A 16,717-nucleotide genomic window follows, 5' to 3' on the forward strand; every position below is an offset into this window, starting at 1 on the left:
GCATGAAATAGTCGCGTCTGCGGCCCGCGGGCGCGACTATTTCATGCACTCAGCGGGTCGGCGGGGCCGGGGCGTGCTTCGCCAGGAATGCGTAGACCTCTGTGGCGTCGACGCCCGGGAACGCGCCGGAGGGGAGCGCGGAGAGCACGTGCTGGTGCATGCGGGCGCTCGGCCAGGACGCGTCCTCCCAGCGCGTCGCGGCGTCGGCCGCGGGACGGCGGCAGCACGACTCGTCCGGGCACGACGACTGGCGTCGCACGGTCGTGTCGCGGCCGCGGAACCACTTGGCCGACGCGAACGGCACGCCGACGGCGATCGAGAACTGGCCGGTCGTCGTCGTGCCGGTCTGGGTCGAGCACCAGAACGTCCCGGCGGGGGTGTCGGTGTACTGGTACGACTCCTGCGCGCGGTCGCGGCGCGTGAACGCCTCCCGGACCGCCCACTTGCGGCACACCATCTGACCCTCGATCGCGCCCGTCACGTCGGCAGGCAGGGGCAGGCCGTCGTTCTCGTAGCCGCGGAACAGGGCGCCGTCGTCGCCGACGCGCAGGAAGTGCAGCGGGATGCCGAGGTGCACGGTCGCGAGGTTGGTGAAACGCTGCGCTGCGGCCTCGTGGGTCACGCCGAACGCGTCGCGGAGGTCCTCGACCGCGAGGTCCTTCTCGCGCTTGCGCCGCTCCAGGAAGTCGACGGCCGCGCTCTGCGGGATGAGGCAGCACGCCGCGAAGTAGGTGATCTCGACTCGCTGGCGCAGGAACTCCGCGTACGAGCGCGGCCGTTCGTGCCCGAGGACCCGGTGCGCGATGGCCTGGAGCGCGAGCGAACGGAGCCCGTGCCCGCCGGGGATGGACGCGGGCGGCAGGTAGATGCGCCCGTTCTCCAGGTCGGTGACGGTGCGGGTCGAGTGCGGCAGGTCGTCGACGTGCCAGATGGTGAAGCCGAGCTGCTCGGCCATGCGCGCGACGGTCCGGTGCGTGAGCGCGCCGACCGTGTACCCGGCCTTGCGCGCCATGTCCTCCGCGAGCTCCTCGATCTCCGGGTAGTAGTTGTCCCGGGCCTGCCGTTCGAGGCGCAGCTCCGTGTTCGCGCGGCGTGCCTCCTCCGGCGTCGCGACGGCCTCCGTCGCGCGGCGCTGGAGCTCGGCGTGCAGGCCGACGAGGTTCTCCAGGACGGGGAGCGCGAGCTTCTGGCTCGCCTTCACGGCGGGCAGGCCCAGCCCGGCGAACAGCGGTCCGCGCTGGGCGCGGTCCAGCGCGATCTCCAGGGCTGCGCGGCGCGACGGCGGCTCGTCGGTGAGCAGGTCCGTGAGCGGCACGTCGAGCGCCTGGGCGAGGTGCTGGAGGAGCGACAGGCGGGGCTCGCGCCGGCCGTTCTCGATCATCGACAGCAGGCTCGGCGCGGTGCCGACCGCCTCGCCGAGCGCGTCGAGCGTGAGGCCACGTGTCGTGCGGAAGTGGCGCAGGCGGCGGCCGAGCGTGATGAGGTCCGCCTGCGGCCGGGACGAGCTCGCCTCGCCGGCGCGACCGCCGGACCGGCCGCTTGGGGTCTCGGAGGGCGATGAGAGGGACATGGCTTGACGATATGTCAAGATCCGTGATTCTTCACAGCGTCTTCGTTGGAAATCCCGACGCTCACGGCGTGAGGGTGGAGGAAGCACGAGGCCACCGCCGACCCCTGGGAGCGCCCCCGATGAGCACAACCGCCCGCACCGCCCACCCGCGCCGCACGCGGTCCGCCGCCCTGCTCGACGACGTCGAGACCGACCTCGTCGGGCTGCGCGCGACGTCCGGCTCGGCCCTCGCGTTCGGGAGCGGCGACCCGCGGCCTCGCGATGCCCGCGCCTGGGTGCGCGAGATCGCGAACCTCACCGAGCCGGACGCGATCGTGTGGTGCGACGGCTCCGCGGCGGAGAAGCAGCGGCTCACCGACCTCCTCGTCGACGCCGGGACCCTGCTCCCCCTCGACCCCGAGCTGCGCCCGGGCAGCTACCTCGCGCGGTCCGACCCGAGCGACGTCGCGCGCGTCGAGTCGCGCACGTTCATCTGCTCGCGCGCCGAGGTCGACGCCGGCCCGACGAACAACTGGCGCGAGCCGGACGCCATGCGCGCCGAGCTGCGCGACGTCTTCGAGGGCTCCATGCGAGGCCGGACCATGTACGTCGTCCCGTTCTCGATGGGCCCGGTGGGCGGGCCGATCTCGCAGGTCGGCATCGAGGTCACCGACTCGCCGTACGTCGTCGTGAGCATGGGGATCATGACGCGCGTCGGCCAGGAGGTCATGGACCTCATCGACGCCGGCGCCCCGTTCGTCCCGGCCGTCCACTCGGTGGGCGCCCCGCTCGTCGACGACACGTGCGCGGTCGCCGACGACGTGCCGTGGCCGTGCAACGACACCAAGTACATCGTCCAGTTCCCCGAGACGCGCGAGATCTGGTCGTACGGCTCCGGGTACGGCGGCAACGCGCTGCTCGGCAAGAAGTGCTTCGCGCTGCGCATCGCGTCCGCGATGGCGCGTGACGAGGGCTGGCTCGCCGAGCACATGCTGCTCATCCGCGCGACGTCGCCCGAGGGCCGCGCGTACCACCTCGCCGCCGCGTTCCCGTCGGCGTGCGGCAAGACGAACCTCGCGATGCTGCGCCCCACGATCCCCGGCTGGAGGGTCGAGACGATCGGCGACGACATCGCGTGGCTGCGCCCCGGCCCCGACGGCCGCCTGCGCGCGATCAACCCCGAGGCGGGCTTCTTCGGCGTAGCACCGGGGACCGGCGTCGACACCAACCCCGCCGCCGTCGAGACGTTCGCGCGCGACACGATCTTCACCAACGTCGCGCTCACCGACGACGGCGACGTGTGGTGGGAGGGCCTGACGCCCGAGCCGCCCGCGCACCTCGTCGACTGGACCGGTGAGGACTGGACGCCCGACTCCGGCCGTCCCGCCGCCCACCCGAACTCCCGGTTCACCGTGTCCGCCGCGCAGTGCCCGACGAGCGCCGACTCGTGGGAGGACCCCGAGGGCGTGCCGGTCGACGCGATCGTCTTCGGCGGGCGCCGCGCGACCAACGTGCCGCTCGTCGCGCAGGCGTACGGGTGGGAGCACGGCGTGTTCATGGGCGCGACCATCAGCTCCGAGCAGACCGCAGCCGCCGAGGGCACCGTCGGTGCCCTGCGCCGCGACCCGTTCGCGATGCTTCCGTTCTGCGGCTACAACATGGCCGACCACTGGGCGCACTGGCTGCGCGTCGGGGCGTCGCTCGACCCCGACAAGCGACCGAAGATCTTCCAGGTCAACTGGTTCCGCAAGGACGCCGACGGCCGCTACCTGTGGCCCGGGTTCGGCGAGAACTCGCGCGTGCTCGCGTGGATCGCGGCGCAGGTCGACCGCTCGCGCGGCGTGCGCACGGACTGCGGAGCGGTGAAGAGCCCCGTCGGCCTGCTCCCCGCCCCCGGTGCGCTCGAGCTCGGCGGCCTCCACATGGACGACGGCGACCTCGACGCCCTGTTCGACGTCTCGCCCGAGCAGTGGCTCGCCGAGGCCGAGCTGACCGCCGAGTTCTTCGACACGTTCGGCAACCGCGTCCCCGACGAGCTCTGGGCACAGCTCGCCCGGCTGCGGGACCGGCTCGGCGCCTGATCCACCCGCCGCACCGCGCCGCGTCGCCCGCCCTCGGGTGACGCGGCGCCGGGGCGTGTGCTGCCCACGTGCGTGCGCCCGTGGACGCTCGCACGATGGAGAGGTCGGCTCCAGCAGACGGGCCTCGGTGCAGCACCGTCCGAAGGACCCACCATGATCAGCACGGACCAGATCGAGAGGCTGCTCTCCGGCGGCACCGTCGTCTCCCAGGCCGGTGAGAAGGTCGGCAAGGTCGGCCAGGTCTTCCTCGACGACCGCAGCGGCGAGCCGGAATGGGTGACGGTCAAGACCGGCCTGTTCGGCACCGCCGAGTCCTTCGTGCCCCTCGCGGACGCGGACGTCCAGGGTGACGAGATCCGCGTGCCGTTCACCAAGGACACGGTCAAGGGCGCTCCTCGGGTCGACGACTCCGAGGGACACCTCTCGCACGAGGAGGAGGCAGAGCTCTACCGCTACTACGGTCGGAGCGCCGCCTCCCCCGGCGACCAGGGCCCCTCCGCCGACGAGACCGCCCGGCGCGAGGACGCCGCGGGCGAGGGTGTCGCGAGCGGCGGCGCAGCGGGCGACGAGGGCGTGGTCGGCAGGCACGCCGCGGGTCCGGCCACGGACGACGCGGCGGGCGCACCCGGCGACGCCCAGCCCGGTCCGGGGGTCGCCACGGGCGACACGTACCGCCTGCGTCGGTACGTCGTCACCGAGTACATCGCCGAGGCCGTCCCGGCCGACGCGGTCCCTCCGGCGCCGGAGCCTCGCGACGCGAGCGCCGCCGAAGACACCTCCACAGGAGACGCATCCCGAGAGGAGCACCGGTCATGAGCACCAGCTACGGGGCCACCCCGCCCCAGAACGACCCGCACGACCCCGACCGGCGGGACGACCGCGTCGGAGCGGACCGTGCCGGCGACGAGCGCGCCGCATCCGGGCCTGTGGCGCGCGACCGCGAGTCGGTCGTGGCACGGGAGAAGGAGGAGTACGGCGGCATCAAGCTCGGCTCCGCCTTCTTCGGATGGCTCACCGCCACCGGGTCCGCCGTCATCCTCACCGCCCTGGCCGCCGCCGCGGGGGCGGCCTTCGGCCTCTCCGGCACCAGCGACGCCCAGGAGGCCGTCGACCAGGCGACCGAGAACGCCGAGACGATCGGCATCGTCGGCGGCATCGTGCTGGTCGTCGTGCTGTTCGTCGCCTACTACTGCGGCGGGTACGTCGCGGGCCGGATGGCGCGCTTCGACGGCGCGAAGCAGGGCCTCGCGGTGTGGCTGTGGGCCGTGGTGATCGCGATCGTGCTCGCCCTCCTGGGCCTCGTCGCGGGCAGCCAGTACAACGTGCTGTCGCAGCTCAACACGTTCCCCCAGATCCCGGTGAGCGCGAACGACCTCACGACCGGCGGCGTCATCGCCCTCGTCGTGGCCGCCGTGGTGAGCCTCGTCGGCGCCGTCCTCGGCGGCATCGCCGGCATGCGCTTCCACCGCAAGGTGGACCGGGCCGGTCTCGACGTCTGACGCCCCGGCGACGGCGGCGCCCCCGGGGCGCCGCCGTCGTGGCAGGGGGATCGGCGCCGCCGTCAGTACGTCGTGCCCATGAGGTCGCGGACGTCGGCGAGCGTGCGGTCGGCGATCGCGTTCGCGCGGGCGTTGCCCTGCCGCAGCACGTCGAGCGGGTCGGGCCCGTCGCCGGCGGCGAGTGCCCGCCGCCGGGCGCGCAGGGGCCGCAGGTGCTCGACGAGCGCCTCGGTCACCACGTGCTTGAGCCGGCCCGCGCCCGCCGCGCCCACCTCGTCCGCGAGCGCCTCCGGCGTCGTGCCCGCGGCGAACGCGCCGAGCGTGAGGAGGTTCGCGACCTCCGGCCGGCGCTCGGGCTCGTAGGTGACGTGCCGCTCGGAGTCGGTGCGGTGGCGCCGGACGAAGCGCACGGTCGCGTCCTCGTCGTCGCGCAGCTCGAGCGCGTTGCCCGCGGACTTGCCCATCTTGCGGCCGTCCGTGCCGAGGACGGTCGGAGCGGGCGCGAGCAGGACGTCCGGCTCGGGGAAGTACGGCTGTGCGGGGGCGTAGCGCTGGTTGAAGCGCCGGGCGATCGTGCGCGTGATCTCCACGTGCGGGAGCTGGTCCTGCCCGCCGGGCACGAGGTTGCCGTGGCAGAACAGGATGTCGGCGGCCTGGTGCACGGGGTAGGTGAACAGCAGCCCGCTCATGGGCCGGCCCTGCCGCGCCGCGGCGGCCGCGGCCTCGGCCTTGACGGTCGGGTTGCGCTCGATCTCGGCCGTCGTGACGAGGCTGAGGAACGGCAGCAGGAGCTGGTTGAGAGCGGGGACCGCGGAGTGGGCGAAGATCGTCGTGCGTGTCGGGTCGATCCCGGCGGCCAGGTAGTCGAGCACGACCTCGCGGACGGTCGCGCGCAGGTCGCCGGCGTCGTCGCGGTCGGTGATGACCTGGTAGTCGGCGACGACGAGCACGACCTCCACGCCGTCGTCCTGGAGCCGGACGCGGTTCGCGAGGGTGCCGAGGTAGTGGCCCAGGTGCAGCGCGCCGGTCGGGCGGTCGCCCGTGAGGACGCGGAACCCGGACGGGTCGGCGGCGAGGCGTGCCTCGATCTCCGCGGACCGGTCGCGTGCGGCCGCGACGGACGCGGTCGAGGACGGCGGTGCTGACGAGGAGCCGGACGGCGACGGGGCGGCGTGGGGTGTCTTGGTCGGTGCGAGGGTCGTGGTCATGGTGCTCTCCTTCGGTGGGGAGCCACGCACCACGCCCGGTCGAGGACCGGAAGGGCCCGGACATGACGACGTCCCGGCTGCGGCGCGCAGCTCGGGACGTGGGCAGGACTGGTCACGGCTGCGGAGGCAGCCACCACCAGCTCTGCGTGATCACGCGCCTCACCCTACGCCTGTCGGGACGGTGCCCCGTCAGCCGACGGTGAACGCCGGACGGTCACCGCGGCCCCCGGCGTTGACCCCACATGGGACCTCTCGACGACTACTCGCGCACCGTCTCCGACGTCGCGGCACGGGTGATGCCGGCGGTGGCGGCGCTGCGCCTGCGGCACGGCGCACGCGAGGCGGGCGGCTCGGCCGTGGTGATGACGACCGACGGGCTGCTGCTGACGAACGCCCACGTGGTCGGCCCGTCCACGAACGGCACGGCCGCGTTCTCGGACGGGACGACTCGCCTCTTCGACGTCGTGGGCACGGACGTGCTGTCCGACCTGGCGGTCGTACGCGCGCGGGGCGAGACGCCGGACCCGGTGACGCTGGGCGACGCCGACGAGCTGGTCGTGGGGCAGCTCGTCGTGGCGATCGGCAGCCCGTTAGGACTTTCGGGGACCGTGACGGCCGGCGTCGTGAGCGCACTCGGGCGCTCGCTGCCGACGCGGGACGGCACGGCGGCGCGGATCGTCGAGGACGTCATCCAGACCGACGCCGCGCTCAACCCCGGGAGCTCGGGCGGCGCGCTCGCGACCGCCGACGCGCGCGTCGTCGGGATCAGCACGGCGGTCGCGGGCGTCGGGCTCGGGCTCGCGGTTCCCATGAACGCGACGAGCCGACGCATCGTCGACGCGCTCGTCCGGGACGGCCGGGTGCGGCGGGCGTACCTGGGCGTCGCGAGCCAGCCCGTCGCCGTCGCGCCCGACCTCGCGGCACGCACCGGGCACGACCGCGCGCTCCGTGTGGTCCACGTCGTGCCGGGCAGCCCCGCGGACACCGCCGGCCTCCGGGTGGGCGACCTCATGATCCGTGCCGGTGGCGTGGACACCGTCGAGGCGCAGTCGCTGCAGCGCCTCATGCTCGGCGAGGCGATCGGGCGCCGGCTCGAGATCACGGTGCTGCGCGGGGCGGCGATGGTCGACGTCGTGGCGGAGCCGGTGGAGCTCGGACGGCCCTGAGGCTGTCGTCGGCAGGCGAGTCCGTGCGCGTCGGGGAGGATGGTCGGATGCCTGAGATCTCCGTCGAGAACGTCACCGGTCCCGTCGCCTACCACGCAGAGGGCCCGGTGTGGTGGCCGGGCTGGGGCGGGCTCCGGTACGTGGACATGCTCGCGGGCGACCTCCTGACCCTGCGGCCCGACGGCGGCGTCGACCGCCTCCACGTGGGCGACCACGCGGCCGTGGTGCGGCCGCGGACCGGGGCCGGGTTCGTCGTCGGGCTCGCGCGGTCCGTCGCGGTCGCGGACGACGACGGCGCGCCGGTCCGTACGCTCGCGACGCTCGTCACCGACCCGACGGTCCGCCTCAACGAGGGGGCCGCCGGGCCCGACGGCGCGTTCTACGCGGGCGGGCAGGCGGAGGGCGAGCGGCCGAGCGCGCTGTACCGGGTCGAGGTCGACGGGTCCTCGCGCGTCGTGCTCGAGGGCATCGAGGTGTCGAACGGGCTCGGCTTCTCGCCGGACGGGTCGCGGGCGTACTACGTCGACTCGGCGACGCGGCGCATCGACGTGCTCGACGTCGTCCCGGCCGCGGAGGACCAGCGCGGGCTCGTGCGGCGCCGCCCGTTCGTGGAGATCGATCCCGACGACGGCATGCCCGACGGCCTCACGGTCGACGCCGAGGGCGGCGTCTGGGTAGCGCTGTGGGGCGGCGGCGCGGTCCGGCGCTACTCCCCCGACGGCACGCTCGACGCCGTCGTACCGCTCCCGGTCTCGCAGGCGAGCGCGTGCACGTTCGGCGGCGACGACCTCGACCGCCTGTTCGTCACGACGTCGCGCCAGGGACTGGACGACCCCGACGCGGACGAGGCCGCGTCGGGGTCGCTGTTCGTCGCGGACCCTGGGGTCCGAGGGCTGCCGGCGCTCCCGTTCGCGGGCTGACCTGGGCTGCGGGTCCTCAGCGGACGGCGTCGCGCACGCGCTGCTCGGCGCGGCCCAGGCCGTCGATCTCCAGGGTGACGACGTCGCCGTCGCGCAGGTACGGGAAGCGCCCGGAGAGGGCGACGCCCTGCGGGGTGCCGGTGTTGATGAGGTCGCCGGGCTCGAGCACCATGTACTGCGACAGGTGGTGCACGAGGTACGCGACGTCGAAGATCATGTCGGCCGTCGTCGAGTCCTGGCGGGGCTCGCCGTTGACCCAGGACCGGAGCCCGAGGTTCTGGACGTCCACCTCGTCGGCGGGGACGAGCCACGGGCCGAGCGGGTTGAACGTCTCGCAGCTCTTGCCCTTGGACCACTGCCCGCCGGAGACCTTCATCTGGTAGTCGCGCTCGGAGACGTCGTGCGACAGGACGTAGCCCGCGACGTGGTCGAGCGCCGCCTCCGGCGACGACAGGTAGCGCGCCCGGCGGCCGATCACGACGCCGAGCTCGACCTCCCAGTCGACCGTCGTCGCGCCGGGCGGCACGAGGACGTCGTCGTGCGGGCCGACGACCGTGTTCGAGTGCTTCCAGAAGACGATCGGGACGTCCGGCGGAGTCGAGCCGGACTCGGCGGCGTGCTCCGCGTAGTTCATCCCGATGCAGACGACGGCCATGGGCCGGGCGACGGGCGCGCCGACGCGCAGCTCGTCCGCGCCGTCGAGCACGGGCAGCGCGCCCGCGGCGAGCGCCGCGCGGACCCTACCGACGCCGTCGGCCGCCAGGAACGCGCCGTCGATGTCACGGGTGAGCGGGTCGAGGGAGTACACGACCCCGTCCTCGCGGACGGCGGGGCGCTCCTGGCCGAGGGGGCCGAGTCGGACGAGCTGCACGGGTGGGTCTCCTAGGTCGGGGCGGGTGGTGCGAGTCCTCAGGCGAGGGCGCGTGCGTGGTCCGGGTTGACGATCGACGGCACGGGCCGGCCCGCGAGGAAGTCGACGGCGTTGCGCGCGGTGTGCACAGGGAGGTCCTGCATGGCCTCGGGCGAGAACCACGCGGCGTGCGGGGTGAGCAGCACGTTGTCCAGCGTGCGCAGGCGCGAGTCGGCGGGCAGCGGCTCGGTCGCGTAGACGTCGAGCGCGGCCGAGCCCACGTGGCCGGACGCGAGCGCGTCGGCGAGCGCGTCCTCGTCGATGAGCGGCCCACGGCACGTGTTGACGACCCGCACGCCGGGCTTCGCGGCGGCGAGGGTGCGGGCGTCGAGCAGGTGGCGCGTCGAGTCGGTGAGCGGCGCGTGCAGCGTGAGGACGTCGGCGCGCGCGACGGCCTCGTCGAGCCCCACGGCCTCGTGCCCGTCGGACGCCACGGCCTGCGGGTCGACGAACGGGTCGTGCACGAGCACGCGGTAGCCGAGCGCGCGGGCGGAGCGCGCGACCTCGGAGCCGATCCGCCCGTACCCGATGACGGCGACGACGGTGCTGGACAGGCGCGCGGCGTGCTGCGCCGTCGGGGCCCACGTGCCGGCGCGCAGCGCGCGGTCGTAGGCGACGAGGCCGCGGTCGAGCGTGAGGATCATCGCGACCGTGTGGCTCGCGACCTCCTCGATGCAGTAGGTCGGGGTGTTCGCGACGGCGACGCCGCGCTCGGTGGCGGCCGCGACGTCGACCATGTCGTAGCCGATGCCCATGCGCGAGACCATGCGCACCCCGCCCGGCCGGGCGACGGCGTCGAGCACGCGGGCCGTGATCGGGGCCCACTGCACGACGAGCGCGGAGGGCGCGGACCCGCTCGCGGCGGCCTCCTCGACGGCGGCGATCACCTCGTCCTCGGTGCGCGCCGCGGCGCGCACCGCCCGCAGCCCGGCGGCGGTCAGGGTGTCCTCGCACGCGGTCCCGGGCAGGTCGCAGTCGGTGATGACGACGGTGTCGGCTGTCATGCGTTGGATGCTATAGCAAATAGCACTCTCGACCAACCCTCGGGCCGGTCGGATGCTATAGCGTGGGCTCATGACCCTTGCACCGGACGGCGCCCGGCGCCGCCTCGCCCTCGTCACCGGCGCCAGCTCCGGCATCGGTGCCGCCACCGCCCTCCAGCTCGCGCGCGACGGGCACGACGTCTGGCTCACGTACACCGGCGGCGAGGCCGGCGCGCGCGCCACGGCGGCCCGGTGCGAGGCGGACGGTGCCGCGACGCGCGTCTCGCGCCTCGACCTGCGCGACACCGCGTCCGTCGAGGCGCTCGTCACCGAGGTCACCGACGCCTGGGGACACCTCGACGTGCTCGTCAACAACGGCGGCGTGTGCCCCTACCGCGCGCTCGACGACATCGAGCTCGACGAGTGGGACCTGGTCATGGAGACCAATGCGCGCGGCACGTTCGTGCTGTCGCGCGCCGCGCTCCCGCTGCTGCGCGCAGGCCGTCCGTCACCCGCCGGGGCCACGGTCACGCCCGACGAGCGGACCGCGCGCGACCGCGCGATCGTCAACCTCTCGTCCATCGCGGGCGAGCAGGGCGCGCTCAAGACCGGCGTGCACTACGCCGCGAGCAAGGCCGCGATCCTCGCGATCACGCGTTCGTTCGCGCGCATCCTCGCGAGCGAGGGCATCCGCGTGAACGCCGTGACGCCCGGCCCCGTGACGAGCGCGATCACCGACCAGCTCGCCCCCGACGCCCGCGCCGGGCTCACCGCGTCCATCCCCCTCGGGGACTTCGGCACGCCCGACGACGTCGCCTGGGTCGTCGCGTCCCTCGCCTCCCCGCGCGCCGGGTTCGTCACCGGCGCGACGTACGACGTCAACGGCGGCGTCCGGATCGACTGACCGCCGGTCCGCCGGTCCGCCGGTCCGCCGGTCCGCCGCGACACTCGCCCACCCCTGCCCGAGGAGGCACCCATGAGCACGTCCCCGTCCGCCGTCGTCACCGCCCAGGTCGACGCCTTCAACGTCCGCGACCTCGACGGCTTCTGCGCGACCTACGCGCCCGACGCCGTCGTGAGCGGCGTGACCCCCGAGCCGATCGTCGGCCGCGACGCCCTGCGCGCGTTCTACGCGAGCCGGTTCGAGGACACCGCCCTGCACTGCGTCATCGACGCGTCCGTGACGTTCGGCGACCGCTGGCTCGTCGCGCGCGAGCTCGTCACGACGTCGAACGGCACCGGCGAGACCATCGCGACCTTCGAGGTCCGCGACGGCCTCATCACCCGCGCGAGCATGGTCAAGGGCTGACGCCGCGCCCTGGCAGACTCCTCGGCATGACCAGGTCGCGACCGACACGCGCCGAGATCAGGGCGCGTCACCGCCCGGAGGGCGCCGGCGTGTACGGCGTCTCGGTGCTCGACGCGGGGGCCGACTCATGGACGGGCCTGTACCTGTGTCACGCCGTCGACGCGGACCACGCGAGACGACGCGTCGGCGAGGCGGGTTTCCACAAGCGCCAGATCCAGGCGCGCTGGACGCCGGCCGAGCCACCGCCTCGCGTCCCGAGCGAGCTCACGGCCGGAGACGCTCGGTGGTTCCGGAGCCGACAGGACGACGACGGGTGGAGCCCCTGGGAGGCACTCCCCCCGGACTACCGGCATCTGCCGCGGTCACGAGCCGCCGTCGACCCGTCGATCCGCTGACCGGCCACGCCCCGGGCGCGACAGGTCCGTGGCGCGGCCGATGCGACAAGACTCAGGTGAGGCCGTACCGCGCGTCGAGGTCGGGGTCGTGGGGCGGGTCGCCGAAGGACGCGGTCCAGGCGCCGTCGGCCGCGATCGACTGGCCGGAGACGTAGCCCGCCTCGTCGGAGAGCAGGAACGCGACGAGGGCGGCGATCTCCGCGGACTCGGCGATGCGGCCGAGCGGCGGGCCCTCGGCGAGGGCGCGCTCCTCGGCGGCGGGGTCGGCGGCGCGCGCGATCTGCGCGTCGAGGTGCGGGGTGCGCACCCCGCCCGGGGCGACGGTGTTGGCGCGGATGCCGTACCGCCCGTAGGTCACGGCGACGGACCGCGCGAGCGCGTCGATGCCGCCCTTGGTCAGCTCGTAGGCGGCATGATCGGCGAACGCCGCGCGGCCGTGGATCGAGCCGATGTTGACGATCGACCCGCCGCTCACCTGGTCCGTGAACGCCTCGACGGCGGCGGCGCAGCCCCAGAGGTAGCCGAGGCCGTTGATCTCGACGACGTCGCGCGCGTCCTGCTCGACCTGCGCCGCACGCTCCGGGTCCGCGAGCGCGTGCAGCGGCGTGCGGACGGTGATGCCCGCGTTGTTGACCCATCCGGCGAGCGGCGCGAGGTCGCGCGCGGCCCGCGCGGCCTGGCGGTGGGTCTCGCGGTCGCGCGAGTCGCCCAGCACGACGGCGGCGCACACCCCCTCCTCGACCGTCCCCGAACCGAGGGTGCGCTCCAGCCCGACGACGGTCCACCCGTCGGCGGTGAGGCGCGCGGCCACGGCGCGGCCGATGCCCTTGCCGCTGCCGGTGACGACGACGCTGCGGTGCTCGCTCGCGGGTCCAGCCGACGGTCCGGTCACAGGGTCGCCTCCAGGTCGAAGCGGTCGGGGTCGAGCGTGAAGCCCAGGCCGGGCTCGTCGGACGGGGTCGCGTGGCCGCCGTCGAGAACGGGACCGCCGCGCACGAGCAGCGGCGCGGGGTCGTAGGGGTTGCCCGTGGGCGAGCGGTCGAACGTCTCGACGCCGATGCCCGCCGCGCCGCCCAGGTGCACGCTGACCTCCGGATACACGTGGCTGGACACGACCTTCCCCCGCGCGGCCCACGCGCGCACGAGCGGGTCGGCGGGCGTGATGCCGCCGATCGCGACGACGTCGACGCGCGGCACGTCGAGCGCACCCCGCGCGTCGAGCCGGGCGAAGACCTCGGGGTCGGTCACCTCGTCGCCCACGGAGAGCGGCAGCCCGGACACGTCGCGGACCTGCGCCGCGCCGGCCGCGTCCTCGGGCAGCAGCGGGTCCTCGAGCCACGCGAGCGCGGGCGCGCTCTCCCCCGCCGCACCCGTGACGCCCCACGCGTCGAGGTCCGCGAGCGCCTCGTCGGCGTCGCGCCAGCCGAAGCCCACGTCGACGACGACACCGCTGCGGCCCGCGACGGTCGGGCGGCCGGTGACGTCGGGCAGCTCGGCGCGCAGGACCGCGAGCAGGTCGCGCATGAGGGCGCGGTCGGGCGAGCGCGAGATCTTCAGCAGCGGCCACCCGGCGCGCGCGTGGGCGAGCACCTCGTCCGCGACGTCGCGCGCGGTGCGTCCCGGCGTCGGGTACGCCGCGACGAGGATCGCGGGGCGTGGCACAGCGGCCGCCGCCCCGGACGAGACGTCGCGGGGACTCCCGGCGACAGCACGTGACGGAGCGCGCTTGTCGCCGCCGACACCCGGCTCCGACGACCCGGCGGGGTCCGCGCCGTCGTCGAGCAGGGACCACACGGGACGCCCGGCGAGCCGGCCGGCGAGGTCCCACAGCGCGACGTCGACCAGGCCGATCGCGCGCCGCACGAGGCCCACGCGGCCGACGATCGCAGACCCGCTCAGGGCCGCGTCCCAGGCGGCGCCGACGCTCTCGCGCGCGGCGACGCCGTCGGGCGCGACGACCTCGCGGCTCACCACGTGCGGGGCGACGAGCCGGTCCACGAGCTCGGCCATGGGCGCCTCGCGCGTGAGCGCGTACGACTCCCCCGCGACCGTCCGGCCGTCGTCCGTCTCGGCGACGACGCGGACGCCCACGTACTCGCGGCGCTCGACGGTCATCGCGCCGAGGCGCAGCGGCTGGGGCAGCGGGACGACCGTCGTCGCGGTGCGGACGGCGACGACGCGCGCGGCGAGCCCCACGGTCACTCCGGCTTCTTCGCGAGCGGGACGCCGTAGTCGACGAGGAACCCGCCGTCGACATAGACGGTCTGGCCCACCATGTACGCGGCCTGGTCCGACACGAGCCAGCTCACCGCGTTGCCGATCTCCTCCGGCTGCGCGAGGCGGCGCGCGGGGATGCGCGCGAGGATCGTCTCCTCCGAGAGCGTGCCCTGCGCGACGCCCTGGCGGAACACGCCCGTGTCGATGTACCCGGGGGCGACGGCGTTGACCCGCACGCCGCGCGCGGCCCACTCGGCGCCCGCGGTCGCGGTGAGCCCGATGACGGCGGCCTTGGTCGTGGAGTACGGAGCCCGGCCGGCGGAGCCGCGAGCCGAGACGGACGAGATGTTGACGACCGCGCCCCGGCCCGCCGCGAGCATGTGGCGGCCCGCGGCCTGGAGGCAGGCGAAGACGCCGTGCAGGTTGACGTCCACGACGGCCGACCACTCGTCCCACGTGAGGTCCTCCAGCGCGCGGTGGCGCTGGATGCCGGCGTTGTTGACAAGCGCGTCGATCCCGCCGAACGCCACGGCGAGGTCGTCGAACGCGGCGCGCACGGCGGCGTGGTCGGTGACGTCGAGCGGGGCCCACACGAGCCCGGGCGCGTCCGGGACGGCGCCCAGGTCGAGCGCGGGGAGGTCGTGCTGCACGACGTCCGCGCACACGACGCGGAACCCGTCGGTCGCGAGGCGCTCGGCGACGGCGCGGCCGATGCCGGCTGCTCCCCCGGTGACGACGGCGAGCGGGACGCGCGGGGCGTCGGGGGCGGGGGTGGTCACTGGTCCTCCTCGGGGACGGTGCGGGTCGGGGACGTGGGCGCGGCGCGTGGCGGTGCGGCGGGTCGTGGCGCGGCGACGCCGGGGGGCCAGGCCGCAGCGCCCACGAGCACGTCGTCGACGACGGCACACGCGTGCCGCTCCAGGCGCTCGAGCGAGCCCGGCGTGAGCGGCGACTGCCACGCCTGGTAGGCGCCGACGTCGTACGCCTCGCGCGTCGGCAGGTAGACGAAGCCGGGCCCGTTGGTGAGGTTCGCGACGACGACCGGCCGCGCTCCGGCATGGGCGCGCACCGTGCGCTGGAGGCGCGAGTACGCCTCGCCGGGGTGCGCGACGAGCAGCGCCTCGCCCACGCGCCATACCCACGTGGGGTGCGGCACGGTCGGGCCGGTGACGTAGCCGTCGCGCAGGTTCCGCGCGCGGCGCAGGCGCTCCTCGCGCGAGCGCGGGTCGATGCCGGCCCACTCGGCCTCGAGCTCGTCCCACGTCGGGAGGTCGCGCAGGTCGAGCGTGACGGGCTCCTCCACTGCGGCGAGCGTGCGGGCGTCGGGACGGGCATCGGTCCCGGGAAGCGCCGCCGACGGCGCGGGCTCCCAGACCGCGAGCGGCGCGCCGGACTCGACGACGTGGGTCAGCTCCAGCTCCGTGCCCGGCGGCGGGAGCTCGGCGAGCGCCGCGAGCACGGCGTGGCCGAGCGAGGTGCCGTGGCGGTCCGCGACCGCGGTGTCGCCCGTGTACTGCTCGCGCGGGGCGAGCTCGCCCGAAGCGCCCTGGAGGAACGCGACGGGGGCACCCGTCTCGCGCTCGACGAGGTCGCGCATCGCGCCCACGTAGTCGGGCGAGACGAGGCGGTTCTGCCACGCGAGCGTCGTCGGGTGGCACGCGTAGTTGACGATCGTCGCGAGGGTGACGGGATCCTCTGCGGGCGGGACGCCGTCGGGCCGCGTGTCCGCCGCGCCGGGCGCGGGGCGCGCCGTGAGGCGCCCGACGACGACCGTGTCGTCCGCGGGGTCGGCACCGGGCGAGCGCGGGGTGCCCGCGTCGGGGTTGAAACCGACGAGCGGGCGCGGGGTGCTTCCCGCGGCGGTCCCTGCGTCTCCACGGGCGCAGCCGTCGAGCAGCGCCTCGCGGTTGGACGCGAGGCCGCAGCGCCCGGTCGTCCACTCGAGGGTCGCGGGCCGGAGCGACGCGATCGCCTCCACGGCGGCGTCGGCCGCAGCACGCGCGAGGTCCCGCAGGTACGCGACGCCGCGGTCGCCGCCCGGGAGGTCGGCGTCGCCCGAGCACAGGACTGGTCCGGCGTGGGTGTGGGAGAGCGAGACGAGCAGGCGCTCGACGGGCAGGCCGGTCGCGGCGAGGACGGTCGTGCGCAGCGTCGCCTCGTCGTCGACCCGGCGCCACCAGGTGCCGTCGACCGTCACGAGGACGAGCGGGTCGGAGTGGCCGTCGGCCGACGGGCGCTCCTCGGCGAGCGCGACCGCCGTGAGCGTCATGGCGCGGTGCGCACCCTCGGACACGTCCCAGTCCGCCGGGCCCCAGTTGCGCGCCCGGACACCCGGGGCGGGCGTCACGTCGCGGACGGCGACGCCCGCCAGGCCGACGAACGCGGGGACGGGGGCCCGCGTGTGCAGGGCGACCATCGCACCTCCTCTGGGCTCGGGAGTGCCGATGCTATAGCATGTTGCTCGGTCGGTACGCCCGACC

General features: G+C 75.0%; 16 protein-coding genes. 8 read left to right on the forward strand and 8 right to left on the reverse strand.

Annotated features, from left to right (window positions below; translation table 11 throughout):
- Nucleotides 1-49: 49 nt before the first annotated feature.
- Entirely contained in the window at nucleotides 50-1,570 is a 1,521-nt protein-coding gene (locus ACFWH7_RS11140; RefSeq protein ID WP_378216577.1) for a helix-turn-helix domain-containing protein, read from the reverse strand.
- Nucleotides 1,571-1,689: 119 nt separating this feature from the next.
- On the opposite strand from ACFWH7_RS11140, the gene ACFWH7_RS11145 reads away from it, so the two are divergent.
- From ACFWH7_RS11145 to ACFWH7_RS11155, 3 genes are all read left to right on the forward strand, one after another.
- Nucleotides 1,690-3,630 (forward strand): phosphoenolpyruvate carboxykinase (GTP), encoded by a 1,941-nt coding sequence (locus ACFWH7_RS11145; RefSeq protein WP_378216578.1) that lies wholly within the window; start codon nucleotides 1,690-1,692, stop codon nucleotides 3,628-3,630.
- A gap of 153 nt (nucleotides 3,631-3,783) precedes the next feature.
- Nucleotides 3,784-4,446, forward strand: a complete 663-nt coding sequence (locus ACFWH7_RS11150) for a PRC-barrel domain-containing protein (RefSeq protein ID WP_378216579.1) — start codon at nucleotides 3,784-3,786, stop codon at nucleotides 4,444-4,446.
- On the forward strand, nucleotides 4,443-5,129 hold the full coding sequence (locus ACFWH7_RS11155) for a hypothetical protein (protein WP_378216580.1): 687 nt from the start codon (nucleotides 4,443-4,445) through the stop codon (nucleotides 5,127-5,129). The genes ACFWH7_RS11150 and ACFWH7_RS11155 overlap by 4 nt, the downstream gene beginning before the upstream one ends.
- A 62-nt stretch (nucleotides 5,130-5,191) precedes the next feature.
- Here ACFWH7_RS11155 and trpS read toward each other — a convergent pair whose 3' ends face one another.
- The gene (gene trpS / locus ACFWH7_RS11160) at nucleotides 5,192-6,337 is read right to left on the reverse strand and encodes a tryptophan--tRNA ligase (RefSeq protein ID WP_378216581.1); all 1,146 of its coding nucleotides are present in this window, start codon (nucleotides 6,335-6,337) and stop codon (nucleotides 5,192-5,194) included.
- A gap of 242 nt (nucleotides 6,338-6,579) precedes the next feature.
- Here trpS and ACFWH7_RS11165 point away from each other — a divergent pair, with 242 nt between their 5' ends.
- Nucleotides 6,580-7,503 carry a S1C family serine protease gene (locus ACFWH7_RS11165; protein ID WP_378216582.1) on the forward strand — a complete coding sequence of 308 codons (924 nt, stop codon included), beginning with the start codon at nucleotides 6,580-6,582 and terminating at the stop codon, nucleotides 7,501-7,503.
- A gap of 47 nt (nucleotides 7,504-7,550) precedes the next feature.
- Nucleotides 7,551-8,423 (forward strand): SMP-30/gluconolactonase/LRE family protein, encoded by an 873-nt coding sequence (locus tag ACFWH7_RS11170; RefSeq protein ID WP_378216583.1) that lies wholly within the window; start codon nucleotides 7,551-7,553, stop codon nucleotides 8,421-8,423.
- Nucleotides 8,424-8,439: 16 nt separating this feature from the next.
- Here ACFWH7_RS11170 and ACFWH7_RS11175 read toward each other — a convergent pair whose 3' ends face one another.
- Together ACFWH7_RS11175 and ACFWH7_RS11180 are read right to left on the reverse strand one after the other, a co-directional pair.
- The gene (locus tag ACFWH7_RS11175; protein WP_378216584.1) at nucleotides 8,440-9,294 is read right to left on the reverse strand and encodes a fumarylacetoacetate hydrolase family protein; all 855 of its coding nucleotides are present in this window, start codon (nucleotides 9,292-9,294) and stop codon (nucleotides 8,440-8,442) included.
- 38 nt (nucleotides 9,295-9,332) lie between these two features.
- On the reverse strand, nucleotides 9,333-10,337 hold the full coding sequence (locus ACFWH7_RS11180; RefSeq protein ID WP_378216585.1) for a C-terminal binding protein: 1,005 nt from the start codon (nucleotides 10,335-10,337) through the stop codon (nucleotides 9,333-9,335).
- Nucleotides 10,338-10,407: 70 nt separating this feature from the next.
- On the opposite strand from ACFWH7_RS11180, the gene ACFWH7_RS11185 reads away from it, so the two are divergent.
- The 3 genes from ACFWH7_RS11185 (at nucleotide 10,408) to ACFWH7_RS11195 (ending at nucleotide 12,020) form a co-directional block, all read left to right on the forward strand.
- A complete protein-coding gene (locus ACFWH7_RS11185) occupies nucleotides 10,408-11,220 on the forward strand; it encodes an SDR family NAD(P)-dependent oxidoreductase (RefSeq protein WP_378216586.1) in 813 nt (270 codons plus the stop codon).
- A 72-nt stretch (nucleotides 11,221-11,292) separates the two neighbouring features.
- A complete protein-coding gene (locus tag ACFWH7_RS11190) occupies nucleotides 11,293-11,625 on the forward strand; it encodes a nuclear transport factor 2 family protein (RefSeq protein ID WP_021482951.1) in 333 nt (110 codons plus the stop codon).
- A 26-nt stretch (nucleotides 11,626-11,651) separates the two neighbouring features.
- The gene (locus ACFWH7_RS11195) at nucleotides 11,652-12,020 is read left to right on the forward strand and encodes a hypothetical protein (protein ID WP_378216587.1); all 369 of its coding nucleotides are present in this window, start codon (nucleotides 11,652-11,654) and stop codon (nucleotides 12,018-12,020) included.
- Nucleotides 12,021-12,072: 52 nt separating this feature from the next.
- On the opposite strand, the gene ACFWH7_RS11200 is transcribed toward ACFWH7_RS11195, so the two are convergent.
- The 4 genes from ACFWH7_RS11200 to ACFWH7_RS11215 are packed head-to-tail and all read right to left on the reverse strand — an operon-like array spanning nucleotide 12,073 to nucleotide 16,653.
- Complete coding sequence (locus ACFWH7_RS11200; protein WP_378216588.1) at nucleotides 12,073-12,912, reverse strand: SDR family NAD(P)-dependent oxidoreductase; 840 nt, start codon at nucleotides 12,910-12,912, stop codon at nucleotides 12,073-12,075.
- Nucleotides 12,909-14,222, reverse strand: a complete 1,314-nt coding sequence (locus tag ACFWH7_RS11205) for an enolase C-terminal domain-like protein (RefSeq protein ID WP_378216589.1) — start codon at nucleotides 14,220-14,222, stop codon at nucleotides 12,909-12,911. The genes ACFWH7_RS11200 and ACFWH7_RS11205 overlap by 4 nt, the downstream gene beginning before the upstream one ends.
- Nucleotides 14,219-15,016 carry an SDR family NAD(P)-dependent oxidoreductase gene (locus ACFWH7_RS11210; protein ID WP_378216590.1) on the reverse strand — a complete coding sequence of 266 codons (798 nt, stop codon included), beginning with the start codon at nucleotides 15,014-15,016 and terminating at the stop codon, nucleotides 14,219-14,221. The genes ACFWH7_RS11205 and ACFWH7_RS11210 overlap by 4 nt, the downstream gene beginning before the upstream one ends.
- Nucleotides 15,013-16,653, reverse strand: coding sequence for a hypothetical protein (locus tag ACFWH7_RS11215; RefSeq protein ID WP_378216591.1), 1,641 nt, complete (start codon nucleotides 16,651-16,653; stop codon nucleotides 15,013-15,015). Before ACFWH7_RS11215 ends, ACFWH7_RS11210 begins: the two co-directional genes overlap by 4 nt.
- Nucleotides 16,654-16,717: the final 64 nt, after the last annotated feature.

It is taken from the genome of Cellulosimicrobium cellulans (assembly GCF_042723955.1).
Classification (GTDB): domain Bacteria; phylum Actinomycetota; class Actinomycetes; order Actinomycetales; family Cellulomonadaceae; genus Cellulosimicrobium; species Cellulosimicrobium cellulans_H.

Excerpts from the sequence above, each read along its gene's own strand:
- ACFWH7_RS11145 (WP_378216578.1), top strand. The coding sequence starts at position 1,690 with ATGAGCACAACCGCCCGCACCGCCCACCCGCGCCGCACGCGGTCCGCC.
- ACFWH7_RS11165 (WP_378216582.1), top strand. The coding sequence starts at position 6,580 with ATGGGACCTCTCGACGACTACTCGCGCACCGTCTCCGACGTCGCGGCA.
- ACFWH7_RS11170 (WP_378216583.1), top strand. The coding sequence starts at position 7,551 with ATGCCTGAGATCTCCGTCGAGAACGTCACCGGTCCCGTCGCCTACCAC.
- ACFWH7_RS11150 (WP_378216579.1), top strand. The coding sequence starts at position 3,784 with ATGATCAGCACGGACCAGATCGAGAGGCTGCTCTCCGGCGGCACCGTC.
- ACFWH7_RS11180 (WP_378216585.1), bottom strand. The coding sequence starts at position 10,337 with ATGACAGCCGACACCGTCGTCATCACCGACTGCGACCTGCCCGGGACC.
- trpS (WP_378216581.1), bottom strand. The coding sequence starts at position 6,337 with ATGACCACGACCCTCGCACCGACCAAGACACCCCACGCCGCCCCGTCG.
- ACFWH7_RS11190 (WP_021482951.1), top strand. The coding sequence starts at position 11,293 with ATGAGCACGTCCCCGTCCGCCGTCGTCACCGCCCAGGTCGACGCCTTC.
- ACFWH7_RS11140 (WP_378216577.1), bottom strand. The coding sequence starts at position 1,570 with ATGTCCCTCTCATCGCCCTCCGAGACCCCAAGCGGCCGGTCCGGCGGT.
- ACFWH7_RS11215 (WP_378216591.1), bottom strand. The coding sequence starts at position 16,653 with ATGGTCGCCCTGCACACGCGGGCCCCCGTCCCCGCGTTCGTCGGCCTG.
- ACFWH7_RS11185 (WP_378216586.1), top strand. The coding sequence starts at position 10,408 with ATGACCCTTGCACCGGACGGCGCCCGGCGCCGCCTCGCCCTCGTCACC.
- ACFWH7_RS11195 (WP_378216587.1), top strand. The coding sequence starts at position 11,652 with ATGACCAGGTCGCGACCGACACGCGCCGAGATCAGGGCGCGTCACCGC.
- ACFWH7_RS11155 (WP_378216580.1), top strand. The coding sequence starts at position 4,443 with ATGAGCACCAGCTACGGGGCCACCCCGCCCCAGAACGACCCGCACGAC.